This window comes from Pseudomonas putida (genome assembly GCF_016406145.1).
GTDB lineage: Bacteria > Pseudomonadota > Gammaproteobacteria > Pseudomonadales > Pseudomonadaceae > Aquipseudomonas > Aquipseudomonas putida_E.
In genome coordinates this window covers 3,465,514-3,488,537 of the sequence record NZ_CP066306.1, presented here as the reverse complement: position 1 = coordinate 3,488,537, position 23,024 = coordinate 3,465,514, and the positions used below count along the sequence as shown (strand labels likewise).

Sequence of the window (23,024 nt, the reverse complement as noted above, 5' to 3'; positions counted from 1 at the left end):
TCAAAAATAGTAGGCGCCTGACTAGGGTGAGGGCAATGCCTTCACCTACCGAATCAGGAGTGTCACGCGTGAGTACTTCCTACAACGTTCAGCAGACGGCCGTGATCGGGGCCGGGACCATGGGCCGCGGCATCGTCATCAGCCTGGCCCGTGCCGGGCTGCCTGTGCTGTGGCTGGACAACGACCCCAGCGCCACCGAGGCAGGCCTTGCCATGCTCGCGCAGACTTGGGCGCAGCAGGTCGGCAAAGGCCGTATCGACCAGGCCCAGGCCGATGCCTGCCTGGCACGGGTGCGGCAGGTAACGGCCTACACCGAGCTTGCCGAGGCCGACCTGGTGATTGAAGCGGTGTACGAAAACCTGGCGCTCAAGCAAGAGATCTTCCGCGCCCTGGACAGCACGCTCAAGCCTGAAGCGATCCTGGCCAGCAATACCTCGGCGCTGGACATCGATGCCATCGCCGCAGTAACCGGGCGGCCTGAACAGGTGTTGGGGCTGCACTTTTTCAGCCCGGCGCATGTGATGAAACTGCTGGAGGTGGTGCGTGGGCAGCTTACCGCGCCCGCAGTGCTGGACGCGGCCGTGGCCCTGGGCCAACGCATGGGCAAGGAGGTGGTCGTGGCAGGCAACTGCCCCGGTTTCATCGGCAACCGCATGCTGCGCACCTATGTCGCCGAGGCCCGGCAGTTGCTGCTCGAGGGCGCCACGCCGCGGCAGGTGGACGGGGCGCTTCAGGGGTTCGGCTTTGCCATGGGCCCGTTTCGCATGTATGACGTGGTCGGCATAGACCTGGAGTGGCGCGCACGTCAACTGGCCGGGCAGGGGATGGATGCCCCGTTGGTCCAGGTCGACAATGCCCTGTGCGCGCTCGGCCGCTTCGGGCAGAAGGTTGGCCAGGGCTATTACCTTTACGCACCCGGCAGCCGCGAAGCCTTGCATGACCCCGAGGTCGATGCCTTGGTGCTGAAGGTCGCTCAGGACCTGGGTGTGCGTCGGCGCGCGATCGACGACGAAGAGATCCGTGAGCGCTGCCTGCTGGCGCTGGTCAATGAAGGGGCGAAGATTCTCGAACAGGGCATAGCCAGTGGTAGCCAGGACATCGATCGGGTTTACCTGCATGGCTACGGCTTCCCGGCAGAGACGGGCGGGCCGATGTGCTGGGCCGATCAACAAGGGCTGGGGCTGCTGCTGGCAAGGTTGGAGCGGCTGCAAGGCCTGTTTGGCGAACATTGGCGCCCGGCTGGTCTTTTGATGCGGCTGGCGGCGGCTGGCAAACAGCTGGCAGACGTGAGCGAGGGCCGCGTATGAACTACCGAGCCCCCTTGCGTGACATGCAGTTCGTCCTGCATGAAGTCTTCGATGTGACGCAACATTGCGCCCGCCTGGGCAACGGCCTGGACCGTGAAACCATCGATGGCATTCTTGAACAGGGCGCTCGCTTTGCCAGCGAGGTGGTGGCCCCGCTCAATCGCCAGGGCGACGAGCAGGGCTGCCGCCTGGAGCAAGGGCAGGTGCTGACCCCCGAGGGCTTCCGCCAGGCCTACCGGCTGTATGTCGAGCAGGGCTGGGGCGGCATGACCGGCCCGGCCGAACACGATGGCCAGGGCCTGCCGCAGATGGTTGCAGCCTGTTTTCACGAAATGCTGATGAGCGCCTCGCTGGCGTTTCGCATCTACTCGGGCCTCACCGAAGGTGCTGTACTTGCCCTGCACCGGCATGGCAGCCCGGAGCTGAAGCGCGACTACCTGGGCAAGCTGGTCAGCGGCGAGTGGGCCGGCACCATGTGCCTGACCGAGCCGCAGGCTGGCACCGACCTGGCGCTGCTGCGTACCCGTGCCGAGCCGCAAGGCGATGGCAGCTATCGCATCAGTGGCAGCAAGATCTTTATCAGTGGCGGCGATCAGGACCTGACCGACAACATCATCCACCTGGTGCTGGCCCGCCTGCCCGATGCGCCGGCCGGAGTGCGCGGCATCAGCCTGTTCCTGGTGCCCAAGTTCGAGTGCGCGGCTGACGGTGGCCCGGGGGTGCCCAACGCCCTGGGCTGCGGTGCCCTCGAGCACAAGATGGGCATCAAGGGGGCTGCCACCTGCGTGATGAACTTCGACGGCGCCCGTGGCTGGCTGGTGGGTGAGGCCAACCAGGGCCTGGCCTGCATGTTCACCATGATGAACGATGCGCGCTTTCAGGTGGGGCTGCAGGGGCTGGGCATTGCCGAAGCCGCGTTCCAGGGCGGCCTGACCTATGCCCGTGAGCGCTTGCAGTCGCGCAGCCTGGCCGGCCCGGTGGCGCCCGAGCGCAGCGCCGACCCGATCATCTGCCACCCTGATGTGCGGCGCATGCTGCTCACCCAGAAAACCCTCAGCGAGGGCTGCCGGATGCTGGCGGCCTACGCTGCCCAGGCGCTCGACCTGGAACATGGTGCGGCGCAGCCTGAAGTGCAGGCCGCCGCCGGGCGTCGGGCAGCGCTGCTGATTCCTGTGGTCAAAGCCTTCCTCACCGATGTCGGCCAAGAGGTCGCCAGCCTGGGTGTGCAGCTGTATGGCGGCCATGGCTACATTCGCGAGTGGGGCATGGAGCAGTTGATGCGCGACAGCCGGATCACCCAGCTGTATGAGGGCACCAATGGTATCCAGGCCCTGGACCTTGTGCGCCGCAAGGTACTGGCCGATGGCGGCGAGCAGCTGCGCCTGTTGATCGATGAACTGCTGGAGGCGGCGCACGAGTGCCGCGCAGATGACCTGACAGGGATGGCCGAGGCGGTGACCCTGCGTTTGCAGGAGTGGCGCAACCTGAGCGCCGAGGTGCTCGATGCCTGCCGCTGCGACCCCCAGGAAATTGGAGCGGTGTCGGTCGATTTTCTTGCCTATTCAGGCTATGTGCTGCTGGCTGCGCTTTGGCTGCGGGCGGCCGAGCGGTCCAGTGCGGCACTGGCTGCCGGCAGCGGCGACAGCGCGTTCTACCAGGCCAAGTTGCACGCAGCGGACTTTTACTGGCGGCGCATCCTGCCGCGCGCAAGTGCCCACTGTGAGGCGTTGCGTGGCGGCGCCCAGTGCCTGATGAGCCTGGATGAAGCGCACTTCGCCTTCTGATCGCTGTGCCGTTCACCCACAAGAACAAAAGGAACATGAACATGCAGCCATTCAGTTTTGCCACCACCGCCCAGCTGCTCTGCGAACCGGGCGCCGCTGGCCGCCTGGCCCAGCTGTGCCAGCAGCGCGGCGTGCGCCGCGTGCTGATCGTCACCGACCCCGGTATCGTCAGCCTGGGGATGCTTGACGATGTACTGCCTGGCTTCACCCGGGCGAACCTGAGCGCGGCGATTTTCAGTGATGTCAGCGCCGACCCCAGCCATGCCTGCGTGCTGGCTGCCGTCGGCCGGGCCCGGCATATCGGTGCCGAGCTGATTGTCGGTTTCGGTGGCGGCAGCTCCATGGACGTCGCCAAACTGGTGGCGCTGCTGGCCCACCCAGGGTGCGACCAGACCCTGGAGGCGGTGTATGGCATTGACCAGGCCAGGGGCCAGCGCCTACCCCTGATCCAGGTGCCCACCACCGCCGGCACCGGCTCGGAGGTCACGCCCATTGCCGTGATCACCACCGGCGAGTGCGCCAAGATGGCAGTGATTTCACCGCTACTGCTGCCTGACCTTGCGCTGCTCGATGCCGAGCGCACCCTGGGCCTGCCACCGGCGATCACCGCCGCCACGGGCATCGACGCGATGGTCCATGCCATCGAAGCCAGCACCAGCAAGTTCAAGCGCAACCCAATGTCCAGCTTGCTGGCCCGCGAAGCCTTGACACTGCTGGCAGGCAACCTCGACCAGGCGGTGCACAACGGCGGTAATCTGCAGGCCCGTCAGGCCATGCTGCTGGGGGCCTGCCTGGCCGGCCAGGCATTCGCCAATGCGCCGGTCGCTGCGGTGCATGCCTTGGCCTACCCGCTGGGGGCGCGTTTTCACGTACCGCACGGGCTGGCCAATGCCTTGGTGCTGCCGCATGTTATGCGCTTCAACCGTAGCGAGGCATTCGCCGACTACGCGGCGCTGGCGCCGGCGCTGTTGGGCGAGCGGCTGGTGCCTGGCGGCCCCCATGAGTTGTGCAGCCAGTTCATTGCCGAACTGGAACAATTGGCATCACGCTGCGGCTTGCCGAGCCGGTTGCGTGATGTCGGCGTGCCCCGGCACAGTTTGCAACAGCTTGCCGAAGAGGCCCTGCAGCAGCAGCGCCTGCTGGTGAACAACCCGCGCAAGGTCGCCCTCGCCGATGCCGTCGAACTCTACCAGGCGGCGTTCTGATCATGGCCAGGGAACGCCCGCTGCGCGGCGCCTATCGCCACTTCCAGCCGATCACCACGCGCTGGCACGACAACGATCTGTATGGGCATGTGAACAATGTCGTCTACTACGGGTTTTTTGACAGCGCCGTGAACACCTGGCTGATCGAGCATGCCGGTCTGGATATCCACCGCGACCCGGTGGTGGCCTATGTGGCCGGGTCTGCTTGTGACTACTTCGCCGCGGTCGCCTTTCCGCAACGCATCGAAGTGGGTATCGCAGTCACGGGGACAGGGAACAGCTCGGTGCACTACGCGCTGGCTGTTTTCGTCGAGGGGGAGCCTGAAGCGTGCGCAGCCGGTCGCTTTACCCATGTGTTCGTTGATCGTCGTGAGCAGCGCGCGGTTGCCATACCAGGCAAGGTGCGCATGGCCTTGGAACTGTTGGCTGTCTGAGGTCATCTGGGGGGCGCTCGATTGACGCCACCCCACCCCGCCCAGGCCATAACAATACGGCATGGCACTGATCCGAAGACGCTATTTGTGAGCCTGCTTCCACTACCCCGATAATCCACATTACCGATACCGCCTGCCTGGGCGGCCGGTGCCTCATCTGCGGTCCCCCACCTTTCACTCTCTAATAAAACAACAAGAGGTCAGGAGTGAGCGAATACATCCATATCTGCCGGCGCCAAGCGCCGCTGGCGGCTCTATGCTGCCTGCTCGCCACCCCGGCGGCTGCCTTGCAATTCCAGGCCGGCCCGCTCGAAGGGCGTTTCGACACGGCGCTTTCGTTCGGCACTGCCGTCAGTACAGCCAACCCCGACAAGCAGCTGCTGCAGGCCGCCAACAGTAATGACGGCCGGCGGAACTACCGCTCGGGTGATGTGTTCTCGGCCATTTTCAAAGCAACCCATGACCTGGAATTGCACCGGGACAACGTTGGGGTGTTTCTGCGCGGCACCTACTGGTATGACACGGTGCAGCGCGACCACAGCCAGCGTGCTGTCGACATCGACGACCACAACCGCCAGGCATCGGCCAAAACCGCCGCAGCGGAACTGCTCGATGCGTTTGCCTATGCCCTCTACGACATCGACGGTGAGCCCGGCTCAGTGCGCCTTGGCAATCAGGTGGTGAACTGGGGCGAAAGCCTGTTCATTCAGGGTGGCCTGAACGTGATCAGCCCGTTCAATCAGGCCGCACTGCGCCGGCCAGGCTCAGAGGTCAAAGACGCTCTGGCGCCGGTCAACCTGTTGTATGTCACGCAAAACCTCAACCAGGCCCTGTCATTCGACGCCTTCTATCAACTGGACTGGGAGCAGACCCGGCTGGACAACTGTGGGACCTTCTTCTCCGGCAACGACTTCATGCCCGAGGGCTGCCAAGGCCTGGATGTCGGTGGGCAGATGGTCACCAACCCGGGGGTTTCCCAAGCGCTGGCGTCCATGGGCGTGACGCTGACAGATGAGGGCTTGCGCGTGCCGCGGGGGGCCGACCAGGATGCGCGCAATGGAGGCCAATGGGGTTTTGCCTTGCACTGGTATGTCCAAGCGCTGGATACCGAGTTTGGCCTGTTCGCGGCCAACTACCACAGCCGCTCTCCCTACTTGGGCACAGTCAGCAGCCGTTACTACGCCAATACCGGTTTTGCCAGGGACTTGTGCGGCAACATTGGCGTGCCACTGTCTGGCTGCGGTGCCTTCCTGGCTTCGAGCGCCGGGCAGACCCTGGCCGGCGCCCTGCGCATGGGAACCTCGCAGTACCTGGCGCAGTACCCCGAGGATATCCGGCTATATGGCATCACCTTCGCCACCACCCTGCACAACGGCACCGCCGTGCAGGGGGAGTTGAGTTACCGCCCCAATCAGCCGGTGCAGCTCAACGGCAACGATGTACTGCAGTCGCTGCTCAACGCCCCGGGCCGCAGCCCGCTCAACGCTGAAGGCCTGCGCCCGTCGACCGACGATACGTTGTTCGACGGTTATCGACGCAAGGAAGTGACCCAGGCCCAAGTGTCGGCAGTGCAGGCGTTCAGCCAGGTCATGGGGGCCAACCAGTTGCTGTTGATGGGGGAGGTGGGCGCAACCTATGTGGGTGGGCTCGAGGGGCGTTTCGGGCCGCGCTATGGCCGCTCCGGGGCCTACGGCAACGGAGAGCTGGCCGACAACAGCCTTTGCCAGGCGATTTCGAAAAGCCCTGGCGACTGCAACGGCGAAGGGTTCGTCACGCCGTTTTCCTGGGGCTACCGCCTGCGGGCAACCTGGAGCTATCAGAACCTTGTCCCGGGCGTGGACATCCGTCCCAACCTGGCCTGGTCACACGATGTGAAAGGCTATTCGCCTGCCGACGGCTCGGGCTTCAATGAAGGCTCGCGCTCGATCAGCCTGGGCGTCGACGTGGCGCTGGCCAGCAAGTACTGGGCAAGCCTTGCCTACACCGATTATCTCGATGGCGATTACGGCACCCGCGGCGACCGCGACTACGTTGCATTCAGCGTGGGCGCCAACTTCTAGACCACCCAGGAGCAAGACAATGTCCAAACGCAGCATGCACGCTTCACCCGCCAACCTGCCGGCCATCGCTTTGATGCTGGCCGGTACACTTGCCCCGGGCATGGCCAGCAGCGCACCGGTAGAGCAGGGCGTGATGCAAGGGTTTCCACCTGCACCGCAGTTGCGCGTGAACCAGGCCAACGCGTTCCAGCCACCGTACCTGCGCTGGTCCATGCGCCACGCCCGCGAGGTTTCGCCGACCCGGGGGATCGGCCGCGCTTCCACGCCGCTAGCCTTGCCTGCCGGCACCGAACTGCCACTGGATCAGGTGGCGTTCGCCGCCGGCGAGCAGCCCCTGACGTTGGCGAGCTACCTGCAACAGACCAGCACCGACGGGCTGATCGTGCTGCACCGTGGCCAGGTGGTGTACGAGCGTTATCTGGAGGGCTTCCAACCTGGCCAGCCGCATATCTGGGCCTCGATGACCAAGTCGGTCACTGGCCTGATCGCCGCCCAACTGATCGCCGAAGGCACTCTGGACCCGCAACGTACATTGGCCCATTACGTGCCGGAACTCGGCGGCACGCCGTTTGGCGAGGCGACGGTGCAGGCCAACCTCGACATGCAGGTGGCCGTGGAGTACCCGCCGCAGGTGCCGCCGGACCTTGGGCTGTTTGCCGCCACTGGGCTGATACCTCGGGCCGAGGGCATGCCGGAGGATATCTACAGTTTCCTCCAGCACGCACGAAAGGCGTCGGGCTCAGGTGCCAAACCGTTGTTCTTCTACCAGAACGGCTCACCCGAAGCGTTGGCCTGGGCACTGCGGCGCATCACCGGGCTGAACTGGGCCCAACTGGTTGAACAACGTATCTGGTCACGCTTTGCCCAGGATGATGCCTATGTTCAAGTCGACCCGCTCGGTACCGAGATGGCCAGCGGCGGTATCAGCTGCAACCTGCGCGACACTGCGCGCTTCGCCGAACGGGTGCGCCGAGAGCTGGCCCGCGACGTCAAGGATGACAGCTTCAACCAAGCGGTGCGCAGCACATTCCAGCCCGCCGACCCGGCGTTGTTTGCCCAAGGCAACCTTGCCCCCGGCCGCCCGGGCTACGCTTACCGCAACTACTGGTTCCAGAAAAACGATGGCGATGGCTCTGTCGAGGCCAGCGGGCGCTTCGGCCAGAAAATCTATATCAACCCGCGCCGTGAAGTGGTGATCGTCAAGCTGTCGGCCACTGCCGACCAGGCCCGGCGCGCCACCCGTGCCGACGGTGAGGCGAAAGTCACTGCGCGCGTGGTGGACTCGCCGGCGACGTTCAACGGCATGGTCACTGCGGTGTTGGCGGCGCTGCCGGGTTGAGCGGTGTGGGGCGCCTGGCAAATCGTTATCATGCCTGCCATGTTGATGTGCTGTTCAACGCCCTATACCAGCTTCACTGCGCCGGAGATGCAACATGAGCATTGATTGGATCAACTTCACACCCTGGACTGCCTTGGGGGGAGGAGCCTTGATCGGGCTGGCCGCCAGCCTGTTCATTCTGGCCAATGGTCGCATCGCCGGCATCAGCGGCCTGCTTGCAGGCTTGCTGCAATGGGGCAGTGAGGGCTGGGGCGAAAAAGCGCTGTTTCTTCTCGGCCTGCTGGTCGCGCCATTGGTGTGGGGGCTGTTCGCCGTGCTGCCGGAAATCGAGATCGACACCTCGTGGCCGGCGCTGGTGATTGCCGGGCTGCTGGTTGGCCTGGGGACACGGTACGGCTCGGGTTGTACCAGTGGCCACGGCGTGTGTGGAGTCTCGCGCTTGTCATCCCGTTCCCTCGTGGCCACGGTGTGCTTCATGGCCAGCGGTTTTGCGACCGTGTACGTCATCCGCCATGTGCTGGGGGCCTGAGAATGAGCAAGTTGACAGCTTTTTTCGCCGGGTTGATCTTTGGTCTGGGCCTGCTTTTGGCAGGCATGGCGAACCCCGCCAAAGTGTTGGCTTTTCTTGATGTGACCGGGGCTTGGGATCCGTCACTCGCACTGGTGATGGCCGGGGCCATCGCGGTGGCGGCTGCACCGCTGAACTGGGCAGGCAAACACAAGCGGTCGTTGCTTGGCGCCCCCATGCAGTTACCTGTGAAAAGGGAGCTGGACGCCCGCCTGATCGGTGGCAGCCTGGTGTTTGGCATAGGCTGGGGCATTGCCGGCATCTGCCCGGGGCCTGCTGTCGCCATCTCGCTTACCGGGCACTGGCAGGTACTGGTATTCGTATTGGCCATGCTGGCGGGGATGTATGCGTTCACTGTGCTGCAGAGGCGTACGTCTTGATGAGGTCTGCGTTCTAATTTTTATGTAGCTATCGGCGTTCGCCCCAGCGCCTCACGCAGCCAGGTACCCGCTTTGCCCAAACGTAAGCCTGACGACCAGACAAGGTCGACGCCTACCGTCCAATCGGTGTACGGGTAAGCTTCCAGCTGCAGTTCCACAAACTCCCCATTGGGACCCAGCGCTTGTATCAGTTGCCTGGGCACTGTGGCCCATCCCATGCCTGCGCGCAGCATGCCCATCAAGGTCAAATAGCTTTCTACACGCCAATGGTTGGGTGAATTCAGGTATTCACTGGTGGGCAAGCGGTCCTGGAAGGGGAGGTAGATCAACTGTCGGTAGTTGCTTAATTGATTGAAGCTGACGGTGGGCATTGCGACCAGAGGGTGTTGGCGGCCGACGACGTTGCTGAACGTGATGCTGCCAAGGCGTATGAATTGCAGATTTCGCGGGTAATGAGTGCGGGTACACATCATGGCAAGCAATAGTTTTTTGTCTTCGATCATTGTCAGTACATCCTGCCCGCAAGGATGCAACACAGTAAGGTCGACATGGGGGAAGCGGCGGGAAAACTCCTCTAGAACAGGTGCAAGGGACTGATAGGGAATCGCCTCGTCGATGCTGATCACCAGCTCAGTCTCCAACGCCTGCGCCAGGCTGCTCGCGCGACTTTCCATGTTGCAGCACTGGCCCAGAATGGCCTCGGCGTCACGCAACAAGGCCCGGCCTTCATTGGTGAGTTGTGGATAGCGCTGACTGCGATCAAACAGGGTAATTCCCAGATCGATTTCCAGGTTGCCAACGGAAATGCTCACAGCGGATTGCGACTTGCCCAATTTGCGTGCTGCGGCCGAAAAAGAGCGCTCACTGACGACCGCAGAAAAAGCGGCCAGTTGTTCAAGAGACAACCTCATCGCTGCTCCATAAAAAAATTAAATGGGACCCATTTTTACAACGGGTACGGGCTGGCGCATGGTGGTGCTGCGCTACCCATAACCACAATAACTATTTATTTCATCACTGCCTCGACAATACGTTTCAGGAGAGGACAAATGACCCCTAGCGTGCACCCGGTAGATCAGCGCTTACCGCTGATACAAACTGCAGTACTTGGCTTTCAGCATGTGCTGGTGATGTATTCGGCCTGCATTATTGTGCCGCTGATCCTCGGCGCTGCACTGAAACTTCCCAAGGACCAGTTGACCCTGATCATAAATGCCGATCTTTTTGCGGCGGGCCTGGCGACGCTCTTGCAGTGCGCGGGCAACCGTTTTTTCGGCATTCAACTGCCCATCATGATGGGCGTGACCTTCGCTTCGGTCACGCCGATGATTGCCATCGCCGTGACCCCCGGCCTCGGCCTGCCGGGCGTGTATGGTGCGATTATCGCGTCGGGTCTGTTTGGTTTTTTGTTCGCCCCGGTGATGGGGCGGCTGCTGCGCTATTTTCCGCCGGTGGTGACGGGGACTGTGTTGCTGGTGATCGGCATCAGCCTGATGCGCGTTGGCATCGACTGGTCAGCCGGCGGACAACCAACGCTGGCTGATGGCGGGCCCAATCCGGATTACGGAAACCCGGTCTACCTGGCTATCTCGCTGGCTCAGTTACTGTTGATTCTAGGGCTCAACCGATTCGCTAAAGGCTTTATTGCCAATATCGCAGTGTTGCTGGGTGTATTGGTCGGTTTTGTGATTGCCTTCATTCGCGGGGATATCGTCCTTGATGGCATCGCTCAAACGCCTTGGTTCTCCACCATCACGCCCTTTGCGTTTGGCCTGCCGACGTTCGACGCCGTGGCCGTGATCTCAATGTGCATGGTGATGTTGGTGACCATGGTCGAGTCGACGGGGATGTTCCTGGCATTGGGAAGCATGGTCGACCGGCCGACCAGCCGCCAGCGCCTGGTGCGCGGACTTCGTGCCGATGGTATGGGCGCCATTGTCGGCGGCGTATTCAATGCGTTTCCCTACACGTCGTTTTCGCAGAACATCGGCCTGGTCACCATGACCGGGGTCAAGAGTCGCTATGTGTGCATAGCCGGTGCGCTGATCCTCATCGCCCTCGGGCTCTTTCCAAAACTGGCGTATGTGGTGGCGTCGACACCGCAATATGTGCTCGGCGCCGCCGGCATGGTGATGTTCGGCATGGTTACGCTCATGGGGGTGCGCATCCTGTCTACGGTTGACTTCGAGCAGTCGCGCTACAACTTGCTGATCGCCGCCACCAGCGTTGGCATTGGCATGATCCCGATGGTTTCCCCGCTGTATTTCCACCACCTTCCCCAATGGAGTCGGGTGTTCACCGAAAGCGGGATCATTCTCAGTGTGCTCACTGCACTGATCCTCAACCTGGTGTTCAACGGACCTACCAAAACAGATGAAGCGCAGGCCAGTGCGGCGCGTAACGCGGTACTTGGCGAAAGCTGAATACCGGCCCTTCAGAAACATTCATAAAAGGTCGAACATGATGATCAGTGAACTCCTGAGGGCTGACGTGGTGCTTACCATGGACGCCTTTAACACCGTCATTGAGGATGGCGCCGTATTGATTTGCGACGGCGTGATTGCCGACGTCGGCCCTGCAACTGAGTTGCTCACGCGGTATCCCGAAGCCAAGGTCCGGCGCCTGACCGATCGGCTGCTGATGCCCGGGCTGGTCAACACCCACTGCCATTCCGGCATCCTTCGCGGCACGGCGGAAGGTTTGCCGGTATGGGACTGGCTGCAGCAGTATATTGACCCCATGCACCGCGTTCTGCTGCCCAGCGAAGCACGCCTGGCTTCCATGCTCTGCTATAGCGAAGCGCTGTTGTCCGGCACCACGACTATTGTGGACATGTGGCGGTACATGCACGGTAGCGCCGAAGCGGCCAATGAGCTCGGCATCCGGGCGGTGCTCGTGCCATACGTAGCAGAGCACCCGGACCATGACTACTTCGAGACGTTGGAGAGTAATGAAACCTTGATCGAGCGCTGGCATGGTGCAGCCAATGGCCGCATCAATGTCTGGGTCGGCTTGGAGCACCTGTTCTATGCAGTGCCCAAGGCCTGGCAACGAATTGCTGACATCTGCAAAGCCAATGACGTCGGATTCCACACCCACAGCAACGAAAGCCGCTTCGATGTTGAAGAAACCCTTCGCCGCCATGGCATCAGGCCCGTCCAGGCTTTGGAAAAGTTTGGCCTGCTCAATGCCAGGAAGGTGTTGCTCGCTCACTGTGTCTGGGTGGACGATGCCGAAATTGCCTTGATGGCCGAGCGCAAAGTCGGAGTGGCACACAACCCGGTCAGCAATATGAAACTGGCCTCGGGTGCCGCACCGGTGGAAAAAATGCTGGCGGCCGGCGTCGCGGTCGGTTTGGGGACCGATGGCGAGAAAGAAAACAACAACCTGGACATGTTCGAGGAAATGAAAGTGTCATCGCTGTTGGCCAAGTTCGTCAGCCTCAATGCTGCTGCCCTCGACGCATGGTCGGTTTGCCGCATGGCGACCATTGACGGCGCCCGCGCGCTGGGTATGGACAAGCAGATAGGCTCCCTGGAAAAAGGCAAGGCAGCGGACATCATCGCGGTGCGCATTGATACGCCAAGAATGACACCGTTGATCACCCAAGGACCGCTGGCCAATCTTCATCACAACCTCGTCCATGCGGTCCAGGGTGGGGATGTCGACATGACCATGGTGGCCGGGCGGGTACTGGTCGAAAACGGGCACTTGAAAAATGCCGAGCTGGATGTGTTGATCACAGAGGTCAACGTCACCGCGCCTGCATTGTTTGCCCGACGTAAAGCCTGGCTCGAGCAAACTGGCGTATCGGTCAATGAGCTCCAGCGCGTAGCGGCTTCATAAGGTCGGCTCCAGGCAGACGGCCGACATACAGGGCACGGCCAGGGCCCCATCCTGACGCGAGCGATGCGGTGGTATCCCTGGGCGTGGTCGAGTCGGATCTGGCGGCTTTCGGTATCGAGCTGGAGCACCAGTGCCTTGCGGCTTTCGCTCAGGCTACCGATTGCACGTAAACCACCCGGTCCCGCCCATTCTGCTTGGCGCTGTAGAGCCCGGTGTCGGCGCGTTCCAGCGCCTGGTCGAGGTGTTCGTCATCGTTGAGCAGCGTGCAGCCGATGCTCAGGCTGACCCGTAGCGGGCCGGTGGAAAGTTGTACCGGCTCGCTGCCGATCATCTGCCGTACCCGCTCGGCAATACCCTTGAGCTCTTCGCTGTCGTTGACCATGACCAGAGCGACGAATTCCTCACCGCCCTGGCGCACCACGAGATCGTCCGGGCGCAAGGCTGCGCGCAGGCGGCGGGCGCATTCGCAGAGCACCTGATCGCCGCTGGCATGGCCATACCTGTCGTTGATGCTTTTGAAATGGTCAAGGTCCGCATAGATCGCCCCCAGGCGCTGGCTGCTCTGTGCTGCCCGGCGCCGCTCGTGGTCCTGAAACGCTGTCAGACCGTTGCGGTTCCACAACTGCGTCAACGGATCAAGCATGGCCTTGCGCTGCTCTCGGTCCATTTCCAGGCGCAAGTCACGGTTACTCTGGATCAGGCCACGCAGCTGCAGGTAACCCTCTGCAAGCGTGGCCAGGTCCTTGAAGTTCGCTTGCTGCGTTTCGTTCAGCGTGCGCGGGCGGGGGTCGAGCATGCACAATGTCCCTATGGCCTTGCCATTCCCCGCGCGCAGGGGGTGCCCTGCGTAAAAGCGGATATAGGGGGCGCTGAGTACCAGCGGGTTGTCGACGAAACGCGGGTCACGCGTGGCATCGGGCACCAACAATGTGTCCTCCCCAAGGATGGCGTAGCCACAGAAAGAAACGTTGCGCGGCGTCTCGCTGGCCGCCAGCCCGATACGTGCCTTGAACCACTGGCGCTCTTGGTCGATCAGGCTGATCAGCACCGTGTCCACGTGTGCCAGTTGCTGGGTAAGCCGTACCAGGGTGTCGAGGTAATGCTCGGCCGGCGTATCGAGCAGGTGCATCTCATCCAGGGTGCGCTGGCGAGCTGCTTCGTCGGTGGGTAGGGGGCAAGCTGGCATGGGACTTCCTTTTTCTGGGGGCGGGCGGCGCCTGTCAAAGGCCGCAGCGCTCTCTGCGAGGTCAGGGTCGGCTGGCGATTGTCTACCAGAACCGGCTGTTCTGGTATAGGAGCCAAACCGCTCCATTTCCAGGCCAAGTGCGGAAATCTGGCGGCCACGCCCAAGCCAGCGCTTCGCTCTACCGACAAATCATCATTGCCGCTTGAACCTTACTTGAGACGCCCAGTCTGAGCCGAGCCCCTTCAAGTGGCTTTGCTGCCGTCATCCTTCTTGAGCCGTTCGCCCATGCGCCACGCTGTCCGCTGCTCCGCCATTTTTTCGTTTTGCCTCATGCCTTTGCTCTCCTTGTTCGTCAGCCCCGCCCATGCCAGCGGGGAGCGGCAACTGGTAGGAGCCATCAACGACTACCGTGCCCAGCCACAGCGCTGTGAGAGACACCTGGTTCAGATATCGACGCCGCTGGCGTTAAAGTCGAAGCTGGCGTTGCCGGTCGGTTACGGCGGTGGTTTGCGGGAAGAGTTGAAGGCTGTCGGCTACCAGGCGGTGAAGGTGCGAGCCATCCGTCTGGTCGGTGCCCGAGATGCCGAGGAGGCCTTTGACATGCTACGCAGCGATTACTGTGCTGCCTTGCTCGATAGTCAATTTGCCGATATTGGTATCAGTCGCGACCGGAACGTGTGGCGGGTAGTGTTGGCGCGTCCCTTGCTCGATGCCCAGCTCGGCAATGGGCAATCCGTTAGCAAAGCGTTGCTGGCACAGGCCAACGCAGCACGGGCGAAGCCGCGCTGGTGTGGCCGCCAGCGCTTCGCCGCTGCACGTCCGTTGGCCTGGAATACCGCTCTGGGCGCGGCGGCGCAGAGACACAGTCGTGCGATGGCCAACGCCAATTTCTTCGCGCACCGTGACCCTAACGGCGATCTACCGGCAGATCGAGCGCGCGATGCCGGGTACCGTGGCCGCCAGATCGGCGAGAACATTGCCGCCGGGCAGGGGGCTGCAAGCAAGGCGATGGCAGGCTGGCTCGCCAGCCCCGGGCATTGCGCCAACCTGATGAACCCGATGTTTACCCATGTAGGTGCTGCTTTTGCCGCGAACTCGCGTAGCGATGAGGGTGTGTACTGGACGATGCTGTTCGGCGCGCCTTGAAAGGGGGCGCGCCTTGGGGGCAAATTCACCTGCGACAGGTGCTGCGGCCAGGATGATGGTTTAGGTCGCCATCACTTCGTTGATCGCCTGCTCGAGGGTGCTGACCGTGCGCTCGATATTGTGTAGTTTTTCGAGCCCGAACAGACCGATGCGGAAGGTCTGGAAATCGGCGGGCTCGTCGCATTGCAACGGTACCCCGGCGGCGATCTGTAGGCCGTGGTCGGCAAATTTCTTACCGGTCTTGATACCCGCATCGTCGGTGTAGCTCACCACTACGCCAGGGGCCTGAAAACCGGCAGCAGCCACGCTTTTGATGCCTTTGCGGGTCAACATGGTGCGTACCCGATCGCCCAGAGCCTGTTGTTCGCCGCGGACCTTATCGAAACCGTAGGCCTGCATCTCGTTCATCACGTCGTTGAATCGCGCGAGCGAGTCGCTGGGCATGGTCGCATGGTAGGCATGCCCGCCCTGTTCGTAGGCCTGCATGATCTGAAGCCACTTTTTCAGGTCGCAGGCAAAGCTGCTGCTACGCGTCTGCTCCATGCGCTCCAGTGCCAACGCGCTGAACATCACCAGGGCACAGCAAGGGGAGGCGCTCCAGCCTTTCTGCGGTGCGCTGATCAGCAAGTCCACTGCACATTTCTGCATATCAACCCAAAGCGTGCCGGAGGCGATGCAGTCCAGCACGAACAAGCCACCCACTTCATGCACGGCGTCGCCGACGGCCCGGACGTATTCGTCGGGCAGGATAATCCCCGATGAGGTTTCAACGTGGGGGGCGAAGACCATCTGCGGCTTCTGCGCCTTGATGGCTGCCAGGACTTCGTCAAGAGGGGGTGGGGCGTAAGCCGCTTGGCGACCCGTGTCTATCGGTCGGGCTTTCAGCACCGTTGTGGCTGCCGGAATGTTGCCCATATCAAGGATCTGGCTCCAGCGATAACTGAACCAGCCGTTGCGTATCACCAAGCATTGCTGGCCGGTGGCAAACTGCCGTGCCACCGCTTCCATGCCGAATGTGCCGCTCCCTGGTACCACCGCAACAGCCTGGGCGTTGTAGACCTGTTTCAGGGTCCTGGAAATGTTTTTCATCACGCCTTGAAATGCCTGTGACATGTGATTGAGCGAGCGGTCGGTGTAGACCACCGAGTACTCGACCAGCCCCTCAGGATCAATACTGGGATAAAGCGTAGACATAGGTGCCTCCTTTGGCATGGATGTCAGTGGTATCGACCCTGCCCCAAGCTTTGGCAAATGACAGGATGAGTCGGGACTGATGTGGCGTCTGTCAAACGGCAGTTACCACCATAGCTTGGGGAGGGCACATTGCGATGCGCTAAGCTGTAATTCTTCAGGATTGAGGTCCCGGCATGGAATGTCACGGCTCGTCGCCTCGACCTGGGGCTGCAACTGCAACGCTTGCGCTTTTGGCGGGATGAAAGCAGGAAGCGTTGCCGCCGGCTGCTTTCGGTAGAGCGGTACCCAGTTAAGGATGACGTTGGCATTGATGCCGTGGCTAGTGGCGAAACTGGAGTTCGCCGTACGCCTACCCGGTTACAGATGTCTGCTACGGGTCGACTGCAGTCGGTCGCGACTGACCGCTGTCGACCCATAGCGGCCGAAAAGGTGCGGCAGCGCCTTATGTTCGGCGTCCGCCATTAGGGTTGTTTTAGCCAAGCCTTCAGTAGCACCTTACCCGAGAGAGCGAAGCTTCGCGATATCTCGGCTCGGTGGGGCCCCAAACATCCGGCTGTATTCACGGCTGAACTGTGAGAGACTTTCATAGCCCACATTGAACCCGGCTGTAGATACATCCAGACCCTCTGAGATCATCAACCTGCGTGCATGCTGCAGGCGAAGTTGTTTTTGATACTGCAAAGGACTCATTGCGGTGACAGCCTTGAATCGATGGTGAAGCGTCGAGTTACTCAGATTGACATAGCTCGCTAGCTCATCAATGTGCAACGGCTGTGCATAATTGTTGTTCAGCCATTCAATGGCCCGAGTGACGCGATGGGTCTGGCTATCGGTTATGGCTATCTCATGTAAACGCTGACCCTGCTGGCCTTTGAGCAGTCGGTAGAAAATTTCTCTTAGTGCTAGCGGCGCCAACGTTGGGATATCCGATGGCACATCCAACAGACGTACCAATCGCAGCATTGCATCGAGCAAGGAGCTATCGATCTTATCCAGATATAGCCCTCGGTGGGGGTGTTGGCTCGGCACGCCGACAGGGCTGACGTCTGCGATCAGCTGAGCGATTTCTGCCGGATCGATATCCAGGCGGATGCAGAAATAGGGCTGTTCTGAGGATGCCTCTGTCACTTGACCCGCTAGAGGCAGGGTTACCGAGACGACCAGATAGTTCAAAGGGTCGTAGACATAGCTTTCTTCCCACAACTGCACCTGTTTACGGCCCTGCACAACGATGCATAGCCCCGGCTTATGGACAGTATGGATCACGTCGGTTGGAGTATCACTGCGTATGAAATGCAGCGGAGCAATTCCCGTCTGAAACACGCCATAGGTGGGAGCATAACGATGCATGGTTGATGCCAGCTCGGCCCTCAGACGCGTCAGCTCTTCGTCCCTATCATCCACTGCCATTACCTCCCATTAGGCTGGTTCTATTGCAAAGAATAAATTGGCCCGCTGCTTTTTGGGTAGATGCTAATGGTCTCCCTTCAAATGCAAGAGCCCGGCGGGCCGGGCTCTCGATAGGAAGGGCTATATGCGTCAGGCATAGGTGGTACGATCCACATCGACTTTAGCCACTCTACGGGCATTAAGACGTTCCGCACCATCTTCAGCCACACGGCGATCATTCAGGCGATCAGCACCGTCCTCAGCCACACGGCGGTCATTCAGGCGATCCGAACCATCCTCGGCCGTGCGCCGGTCATTCAGGCGATCAGCACCACCCTCAGCCACACGGCGGTCATTGAGACGATCCGCTCCACCCTCCACCACAAGGGGAGCCATCACTTCTTTGCAGGTCTGATTGGTCCAACGGCCAATTTCTTTGGCCGGCAGTGCCATCGAACTTGCACTGAGAGCAGATAAGGCAATTCCAATCATCATTGAATGTACAGTTTTCATGACAGCGACTCCGTAATTTGCGATGGATTCGTTGCCGGTTTTTCAGTGCAAAGCGTGACGTGGATTCCTGTTTGTTGCAGGCTAGGTTGCTCTGATGGCCGGCGGCAGAAGCGGGCTCGCTTTCTGCTTGGGCTCAGATTACGGCGGCGATAAGCAGGCCGTTATTTGGTTCCTGCGAGGCTTTTGCATATTCCTGCGCAGGGCTGCTTTCTGGCGGATTCACTCGAGCGCAGGGCCTTCGAGGTTAATCACCGATTCACATCGAACACCAGTTTGCCGCGAGTATGTCCTCCCCGGCTTAGCATCAAAGCCTCAGCCGCGTTGGAAAGCGGAACGACCTCAACCTCGGCGTGGAGCTTCTTCTCAGCAAACAATTTCGCTATCTCCGCTAACTGGCGCCCGTCCGACCGGGTTGCGAAGTTTTTGCCCACTACGCCGTACTCAAAAGCTTTCTGCACGTTGGGCGTGCTGACAGGCGAGACTAATGCCCCACCGCGTTTGATCACCGTCCAGGAGCGATCCTGAGTTTCTCCGCCGATCAGATCAATGACGATATCGACATCGCTGACGAGGTTCTCGAACTGTTGTGCGGTGTAATCAATGAACTGATGGGCGCCGAGTGATTGGAGGTAGTCTCGGTTTCTGGTCGAGCCCGTTGCCACTACATGAGCGCCGGCCAGCCGTGCTAACTGGACCGCGAAACTACCCACCCCGCCTGCGGCACCGTGAATCAAAACAGTCTGGCCTGGCTGGATTTCGGCTTGTTCGTGCAGCGCCTGCCAAGCAGTAAGCGCTGCGGCAGGAATTCCACCGGCGTGAACAAGTGATAGCCCATCGGGTTTGTGCGCAAGCCTGTCGGGCGTTGCAAGAGCCTGAGTGGCGTAACCACCGACTATTCCAATGAATCCGAACACCTCATCACCCACAGCGTATTCATGAATATTCTTTCCAACTGCTGCAATGGTGCCAGCAACCTCGACACCCGGCGTGTAGGGGAAGGACATTGGGATGAACTGCTTCATGGCCCCCGAGAGAATCTTCCAGTCGATCGGATTGATTCCGCTCCCGGAAACGTCAATCAGAACCTGGTCATCGTTGGGCACCAGCTCTTCAAGCTCTATCAGCTCAAGCCGCTCAACCTGACCGTACTCTGCCACTTGTATAGCTTTCATGAACTTCCCCGTCTGTAGGTAATGGTTTATCTAGTCGATAGTTGCCAGCGCGCGTCAGTTACTGGCGACGCGCGTCCAAGCTGAAGCGGCCCGCGCCGTAGGCCACGATCTGCAACAAACCGCCGGCCATCGCGATGTTCTTGAAGAAGTGAATGAATTGATTTTGATCGGCCAGAGCACTGTGGAAGATCACCGCAGTGAGGACACTGAAAAGCGCCAAAACTGCTGCGACAACACGGGTTTTATAGCCGGCGATCAGAGCGACACCGCCGGCTATTTCCACAAGGATGGCAAGCGTCAGCGCTAAGGAAGGAAACGGCAGACCAACTGAACTGATGTAGCCGATCATCATGGCCGGCGCGCTTACCTTGGATACGCCTGAGAGGATGAAGATCGCGCTCAGAAAAACGCGTCCTACTAGTGCGGCGGCACCAGCTGTTGCAGCCGAAGGATGAGAGACTGAGCTTGAAATGGTGGCGGCGTGAGGCATGGCATAGGTTCCTTGATGTAGGCATTCCGGAATGGAACGCTGGTATGAGTAAGTTTGGAACAGCCTCACATAGCTGAATAGCCGCCTAATTTCGTTGTTTACGTTCGATGAAATAGACAAGCATGTTTGCTTTTTGCCCGCTGTCATTGCATGGCCTCAAACGCCGACCGCTTACGCAGGATCGTGCATGTTGACCGGAGGAATCGGATAACCCAGCCCAGCCAAGGCTTCTTACTCTTGCTTCACCACCTGCCTGCCGGCGGTGGCCCCTTAAGCCAGAAACAGGAGTACGAAAATGCACGGCATCGAACAAAAAGTCATCGTCATCACCGGCGCCAGCAGTGGTATCGGCGAAGCGACAGCCCGCCTGCTTGCCAGCAAAGGCGCTCGCGTGGTCCTGGGCGCCCGCCGCACCGATCGCCTGGAAACTCTGGCCAGGGAGATTCGTTCAGCAGGCGATGTCGCTGATGTCCTGGCGCTGGATGTCACCAACCTAGATGACATGCAGTCCTTTATCGACTTCGCTATCGAACTGCACGGACGCGTCGACGTGCTGATCAACAATGCCGGCGTCATGCCGCTTTCGAAACTCGAAGCGCTCAAGGTAGATGAGTGGAACCGCATGATCGATGTGAACATTCGCGGCGTCCTGCACGGCATTGCCGCAACGCTGCCGCTCATGCAAGAACAGCGTGCCGGTCAGATCATCAATATTGCCTCGATTGGAGCCTACGCCGTGAGCCCGACCGCTGCGGTGTACTGCGCTACCAAATATGCCGTACGGGCCATTTCCGAAGGTTTGCGCCAGGAGGTTGGGGGGGACATCCGGGTCACCGTCATTGCCCCAGGCGTCACCGAGTCCGAACTGGCCGACAGCATTTCCGATGAGGGCGGGCGAACCGAGATGCGCGAGTTCCGCAAGATCGCGATTCCAGCCTCGGCGATTGCCCGGGCGATCGCCTACGCCGTAGAACAGCCTGCAGATGTCGATGTCAGCGAACTGATCGTGCGTCCAACCGCAAGTCCATTCTGAATGTTTGGTCGACAGCGAGGAAATGCCATGGGTGAACCACTTGGAGAACAGGATAAATACGTTGGCATGTGGGTGACGGCTGACGGTCGCATTCGCCATGAGCTCCTGCCTGGCGGCCGCTATGACGAAGCCCGCGGAGGGCAACAAAGCGCGTACCAAGGTCGATACTGGCTAGAGGGTGATCACATCGAGTATGTGGATGACAGCGGATTTACTGCCGACGGGGAGTTTCGTAGCAACGTGCTGTATCACGCAGGGATGATTCTATATCCCGAGCGTTGAAGGCCCGACCGGAATGGAGACATTCCGGCTTTTTTTCGACCTTTACCTTTCAGAACACGCATCCAGAGCGGGTTCTTTACATCCCCAAACGGGTCCGCGATGGGCCTTCACCATTGAAAGCCTAGGCTTGAACTTCAAGTCCACCCTGTGAGACCAATGCCCGAGGTGGCTCGTTTGAGCACGCGTACTGACTGAGGTGACAATTCCCATGGATGTCATAGAGCGGACTTCAGCCCATGGTTTGGAGGCTTACATTCGGGGTGAGCGGCTTGCCGCCTCGGACGTCCTGGCCGATAGGGATATGTTGGTGCAGATCTTTAACCGGGAGCGTAACGAAGAGAGCTTTATCGTGCCCGCCGTAGCTGAGCCCTTGCTCGTGTGGATCATCTCCGGGAATGCTGCCGTTCAGGAGCGTGAGCTTGACGGCGACTGGCAATGTAGCCAGGTGTCCAAAGGTGATTTCTTCTTGACTACTTCGGCACAGCCTTACGAGATGCGCTGGAACGTAGACGGTGTAGAACCATTTGAAGTCATGCATATCTACCTCGGCATCCCGCTTTTGGAAAAAGCCATCCATGAGGTCTTGGGCGGGTCTGTGGAAGCGGTTCGACTACGTGAAGTCTCAGGCGGGCGTGACGTTGGGTTGTCCGTTCTATTGGAGCAAGTTCGCCTGGAGCTGACGGGGCACAGGGCCAGTCCACTTTATCTGCAGGGTCTGGCCCAGTGCATCGCCATTCACCTTGCCCGCAGCTACCTAGACAGCTCAGCGGACGATATCGTGCACCGCAACGCATTGCCTGCTTACAAGCTGCGCCGCGTGCTGTCGGCGATGGAGGCGAATCTGGCTGAGGAATTCAATCTCGGGCACTTGGCCGAAATAGCTGGGATGAGCGAGTATCACTTCAGCCGGCTGTTCAAAAAAGCCGCTGGTTATTCTCCGTCGCAGTTCTTCATCAGACTGAGGATGGTAAGAGCCCGGCAGCTCCTGGTCGAAACGGATCGGAGCGTGATCGATATAGGCTTGGAGATCGGATACAGCAGCCCAAGCCATTTTTCGCAGGTGTTCAAACGTGAGGTTGGCGTCACGCCCACTCAATACCGTAAATAGTGAGTGGGCTATGCCAGTCAGAGGTTCTGGGGACGGAATTGCTGGCGAAAGTCCAAGGTTTCTCCAGCCACCATGAATTGACCGCCTCCCCTGTAGTGCAGCGTTCTAGGCTGCTCCACGGAGCGATCTACGTGCGCTTTGACGACTTCCCAGATGAACAAACCGTACTCGCCAATCAACTTCGAGTCGTACAGCTGGCATTCGAAGCTGGCATAACATTCGGCTATCAGCGGCGCTGCAACCCGCGTCGCCGCTGTAGCGGTAAGTCCGAATTGACCAAACTTGTCCACGTCAGTGCCCGTACTGTTTCCCACCGCGACCACCTGGTCCGCCAGCTCCAGAGTGGGTACGTTGATCACGCATTGCTGGCTGTTGCGAATCAGTTCATAGCTATGGTTCCCCGACCAGAGGTAGCAGCCAAAAAGGGCTGGATCGAATTGCATCATCATGTGCCAGCCCATGGTCATGATGTTGCTTTCGCCGTTCCAGGCTGAGGTCACGAGCACGATGGGCCCGGTTTCCAGATGCTGGCGAACGTCGATGAGGGGAAAGTCGGATTTTCGAAGTGCGGTCATGACGCCTCCGCTG

Annotated in this window: 22 protein-coding genes; 14 read left to right on the top strand and 8 right to left on the bottom strand. The window is 60.4% G+C overall.

All coding sequences use genetic code 11. The features are described 5' to 3' along the window. Positions 1 to 68 precede the first annotated feature (68 nt). The 8 genes from JET17_RS15970 (at position 69) to JET17_RS15935 (ending at position 9,077) form a co-directional block, all read left to right on the top strand. Complete coding sequence (locus tag JET17_RS15970; protein WP_012314995.1) at positions 69 to 1,307, top strand: 3-hydroxyacyl-CoA dehydrogenase; 1,239 nt, start codon at positions 69 to 71, stop codon at positions 1,305 to 1,307. After that, a complete protein-coding gene (locus JET17_RS15965; protein WP_012314994.1) occupies positions 1,304 to 3,091 on the top strand; it encodes an acyl-CoA dehydrogenase C-terminal domain-containing protein in 1,788 nt (595 codons plus the stop codon). Before JET17_RS15970 ends, JET17_RS15965 begins: the two co-directional genes overlap by 4 nt. A 41-nt stretch (positions 3,092 to 3,132) precedes the next feature. Next, complete coding sequence (locus tag JET17_RS15960) at positions 3,133 to 4,296, top strand: iron-containing alcohol dehydrogenase (protein WP_012314993.1); 1,164 nt, start codon at positions 3,133 to 3,135, stop codon at positions 4,294 to 4,296. Positions 4,297 to 4,298: 2 nt separating this feature from the next. Next, positions 4,299 to 4,730 carry an acyl-CoA thioesterase gene (locus JET17_RS15955; RefSeq protein ID WP_012314992.1) on the top strand — a complete coding sequence of 144 codons (432 nt, stop codon included), beginning with the start codon at positions 4,299 to 4,301 and terminating at the stop codon, positions 4,728 to 4,730. 206 nt (positions 4,731 to 4,936) lie between these two features. Then, entirely contained in the window at positions 4,937 to 6,790 is a 1,854-nt protein-coding gene (locus tag JET17_RS15950) for a DUF1302 domain-containing protein (protein WP_012314991.1), read from the top strand. A 19-nt stretch (positions 6,791 to 6,809) separates the two neighbouring features. Then, positions 6,810 to 8,129, top strand: a complete 1,320-nt coding sequence (locus JET17_RS15945; protein ID WP_012314990.1) for a serine hydrolase domain-containing protein — start codon at positions 6,810 to 6,812, stop codon at positions 8,127 to 8,129. 94 nt (positions 8,130 to 8,223) lie between these two features. Then, positions 8,224 to 8,658, top strand: coding sequence for a YeeE/YedE family protein (locus JET17_RS15940; protein WP_012314989.1), 435 nt, complete (start codon positions 8,224 to 8,226; stop codon positions 8,656 to 8,658). 2 nt (positions 8,659 to 8,660) lie between these two features. Continuing rightward, positions 8,661 to 9,077 (top strand): DUF6691 family protein, encoded by a 417-nt coding sequence (locus JET17_RS15935; RefSeq protein WP_012314988.1) that lies wholly within the window; start codon positions 8,661 to 8,663, stop codon positions 9,075 to 9,077. A 20-nt stretch (positions 9,078 to 9,097) separates the two neighbouring features. Here JET17_RS15935 and JET17_RS15930 read toward each other — a convergent pair whose 3' ends face one another. Next, positions 9,098 to 9,988: a LysR family transcriptional regulator gene (locus JET17_RS15930; RefSeq protein WP_012314987.1), complete on the bottom strand. Its 891-nt coding sequence runs from the start codon at positions 9,986 to 9,988 to the stop codon at positions 9,098 to 9,100. A gap of 138 nt (positions 9,989 to 10,126) precedes the next feature. Between JET17_RS15930 and JET17_RS15925 the strand changes: the two genes are divergently transcribed. After that, a complete protein-coding gene (locus JET17_RS15925; protein WP_012314986.1) occupies positions 10,127 to 11,500 on the top strand; it encodes a nucleobase:cation symporter-2 family protein in 1,374 nt (457 codons plus the stop codon). Between the two features lie 37 nt (positions 11,501 to 11,537). Further along, on the top strand, positions 11,538 to 12,923 hold the full coding sequence (locus JET17_RS15920) for an amidohydrolase family protein (protein ID WP_012314985.1): 1,386 nt from the start codon (positions 11,538 to 11,540) through the stop codon (positions 12,921 to 12,923). A 148-nt stretch (positions 12,924 to 13,071) separates the two neighbouring features. On the opposite strand, the gene JET17_RS15915 is transcribed toward JET17_RS15920, so the two are convergent. Continuing rightward, positions 13,072 to 14,109 carry a sensor domain-containing diguanylate cyclase gene (locus JET17_RS15915; protein ID WP_012314984.1) on the bottom strand — a complete coding sequence of 346 codons (1,038 nt, stop codon included), beginning with the start codon at positions 14,107 to 14,109 and terminating at the stop codon, positions 13,072 to 13,074. A 330-nt stretch (positions 14,110 to 14,439) separates the two neighbouring features. Here JET17_RS15915 and JET17_RS15910 point away from each other — a divergent pair, with 330 nt between their 5' ends. Next, entirely contained in the window at positions 14,440 to 15,255 is an 816-nt protein-coding gene (locus JET17_RS15910; protein ID WP_233100405.1) for a CAP domain-containing protein, read from the top strand. 60 nt (positions 15,256 to 15,315) lie between these two features. Here the strand turns inward: JET17_RS15910 and JET17_RS15905 are convergent, their stop codons facing one another. From JET17_RS15905 to JET17_RS15885, 5 genes are all read right to left on the bottom strand, one after another. Further along, positions 15,316 to 16,449 carry an aminotransferase class V-fold PLP-dependent enzyme gene (locus tag JET17_RS15905; RefSeq protein WP_012314982.1) on the bottom strand — a complete coding sequence of 378 codons (1,134 nt, stop codon included), beginning with the start codon at positions 16,447 to 16,449 and terminating at the stop codon, positions 15,316 to 15,318. A gap of 495 nt (positions 16,450 to 16,944) precedes the next feature. Beyond that, positions 16,945 to 17,859, bottom strand: a complete 915-nt coding sequence (locus JET17_RS15900) for an AraC family transcriptional regulator (protein ID WP_039603493.1) — start codon at positions 17,857 to 17,859, stop codon at positions 16,945 to 16,947. A gap of 129 nt (positions 17,860 to 17,988) precedes the next feature. Beyond that, positions 17,989 to 18,351: a hypothetical protein gene (locus JET17_RS15895; protein WP_012314980.1), complete on the bottom strand. Its 363-nt coding sequence runs from the start codon at positions 18,349 to 18,351 to the stop codon at positions 17,989 to 17,991. A gap of 248 nt (positions 18,352 to 18,599) precedes the next feature. Further along, positions 18,600 to 19,523 (bottom strand): NADP-dependent oxidoreductase, encoded by a 924-nt coding sequence (locus JET17_RS15890; protein WP_012314979.1) that lies wholly within the window; start codon positions 19,521 to 19,523, stop codon positions 18,600 to 18,602. Positions 19,524 to 19,581: 58 nt separating this feature from the next. Continuing rightward, on the bottom strand, positions 19,582 to 20,013 hold the full coding sequence (locus tag JET17_RS15885; protein ID WP_012314978.1) for a DoxX family protein: 432 nt from the start codon (positions 20,011 to 20,013) through the stop codon (positions 19,582 to 19,584). Positions 20,014 to 20,308: 295 nt separating this feature from the next. Here JET17_RS15885 and JET17_RS15880 point away from each other — a divergent pair, with 295 nt between their 5' ends. From JET17_RS15880 to JET17_RS15870, 3 genes are all read left to right on the top strand, one after another. Further along, the gene (locus tag JET17_RS15880) at positions 20,309 to 21,046 is read left to right on the top strand and encodes an SDR family oxidoreductase (protein WP_012314977.1); all 738 of its coding nucleotides are present in this window, start codon (positions 20,309 to 20,311) and stop codon (positions 21,044 to 21,046) included. A gap of 27 nt (positions 21,047 to 21,073) precedes the next feature. Continuing rightward, positions 21,074 to 21,328: an Atu4866 domain-containing protein gene (locus JET17_RS15875; RefSeq protein ID WP_012314976.1), complete on the top strand. Its 255-nt coding sequence runs from the start codon at positions 21,074 to 21,076 to the stop codon at positions 21,326 to 21,328. Between the two features lie 208 nt (positions 21,329 to 21,536). After that, complete coding sequence (locus JET17_RS15870; protein ID WP_012314975.1) at positions 21,537 to 22,436, top strand: AraC family transcriptional regulator; 900 nt, start codon at positions 21,537 to 21,539, stop codon at positions 22,434 to 22,436. Between the two features lie 17 nt (positions 22,437 to 22,453). Here JET17_RS15870 and JET17_RS15865 read toward each other — a convergent pair whose 3' ends face one another. Next, positions 22,454 to 23,011, bottom strand: coding sequence for a flavin reductase family protein (locus JET17_RS15865; protein WP_012314974.1), 558 nt, complete (start codon positions 23,009 to 23,011; stop codon positions 22,454 to 22,456). Positions 23,012 to 23,024: the final 13 nt, after the last annotated feature.

What these genes read in the sequence shown, in the direction of transcription:
- JET17_RS15965 (WP_012314994.1), top strand. Translation starts at nt 1,304, where the DNA reads ATGAACTACCGAGCCCCCTTGCGTGACATGCAGTTCGTCCTGCATGAA.
- JET17_RS15960 (WP_012314993.1), top strand. Translation starts at nt 3,133, where the DNA reads ATGCAGCCATTCAGTTTTGCCACCACCGCCCAGCTGCTCTGCGAACCG.
- JET17_RS15955 (WP_012314992.1), top strand. Translation starts at nt 4,299, where the DNA reads ATGGCCAGGGAACGCCCGCTGCGCGGCGCCTATCGCCACTTCCAGCCG.
- JET17_RS15945 (WP_012314990.1), top strand. Translation starts at nt 6,810, where the DNA reads ATGTCCAAACGCAGCATGCACGCTTCACCCGCCAACCTGCCGGCCATC.
- JET17_RS15940 (WP_012314989.1), top strand. Translation starts at nt 8,224, where the DNA reads ATGAGCATTGATTGGATCAACTTCACACCCTGGACTGCCTTGGGGGGA.
- JET17_RS15935 (WP_012314988.1), top strand. Translation starts at nt 8,661, where the DNA reads ATGAGCAAGTTGACAGCTTTTTTCGCCGGGTTGATCTTTGGTCTGGGC.
- JET17_RS15930 (WP_012314987.1), bottom strand. Translation starts at nt 9,988, where the DNA reads ATGAGGTTGTCTCTTGAACAACTGGCCGCTTTTTCTGCGGTCGTCAGT.
- JET17_RS15925 (WP_012314986.1), top strand. Translation starts at nt 10,127, where the DNA reads ATGACCCCTAGCGTGCACCCGGTAGATCAGCGCTTACCGCTGATACAA.
- JET17_RS15920 (WP_012314985.1), top strand. Translation starts at nt 11,538, where the DNA reads ATGATGATCAGTGAACTCCTGAGGGCTGACGTGGTGCTTACCATGGAC.
- JET17_RS15915 (WP_012314984.1), bottom strand. Translation starts at nt 14,109, where the DNA reads ATGCCAGCTTGCCCCCTACCCACCGACGAAGCAGCTCGCCAGCGCACC.
- JET17_RS15910 (WP_233100405.1), top strand. Translation starts at nt 14,440, where the DNA reads ATGCCTTTGCTCTCCTTGTTCGTCAGCCCCGCCCATGCCAGCGGGGAG.
- JET17_RS15905 (WP_012314982.1), bottom strand. Translation starts at nt 16,449, where the DNA reads ATGTCTACGCTTTATCCCAGTATTGATCCTGAGGGGCTGGTCGAGTAC.
- JET17_RS15900 (WP_039603493.1), bottom strand. Translation starts at nt 17,859, where the DNA reads ATGGCAGTGGATGATAGGGACGAAGAGCTGACGCGTCTGAGGGCCGAG.
- JET17_RS15895 (WP_012314980.1), bottom strand. Translation starts at nt 18,351, where the DNA reads ATGAAAACTGTACATTCAATGATGATTGGAATTGCCTTATCTGCTCTC.
- JET17_RS15890 (WP_012314979.1), bottom strand. Translation starts at nt 19,523, where the DNA reads ATGAAAGCTATACAAGTGGCAGAGTACGGTCAGGTTGAGCGGCTTGAG.
- JET17_RS15885 (WP_012314978.1), bottom strand. Translation starts at nt 20,013, where the DNA reads ATGCCTCACGCCGCCACCATTTCAAGCTCAGTCTCTCATCCTTCGGCT.
- JET17_RS15880 (WP_012314977.1), top strand. Translation starts at nt 20,309, where the DNA reads ATGCACGGCATCGAACAAAAAGTCATCGTCATCACCGGCGCCAGCAGT.
- JET17_RS15875 (WP_012314976.1), top strand. Translation starts at nt 21,074, where the DNA reads ATGGGTGAACCACTTGGAGAACAGGATAAATACGTTGGCATGTGGGTG.
- JET17_RS15870 (WP_012314975.1), top strand. Translation starts at nt 21,537, where the DNA reads ATGGATGTCATAGAGCGGACTTCAGCCCATGGTTTGGAGGCTTACATT.
- JET17_RS15865 (WP_012314974.1), bottom strand. Translation starts at nt 23,011, where the DNA reads ATGACCGCACTTCGAAAATCCGACTTTCCCCTCATCGACGTTCGCCAG.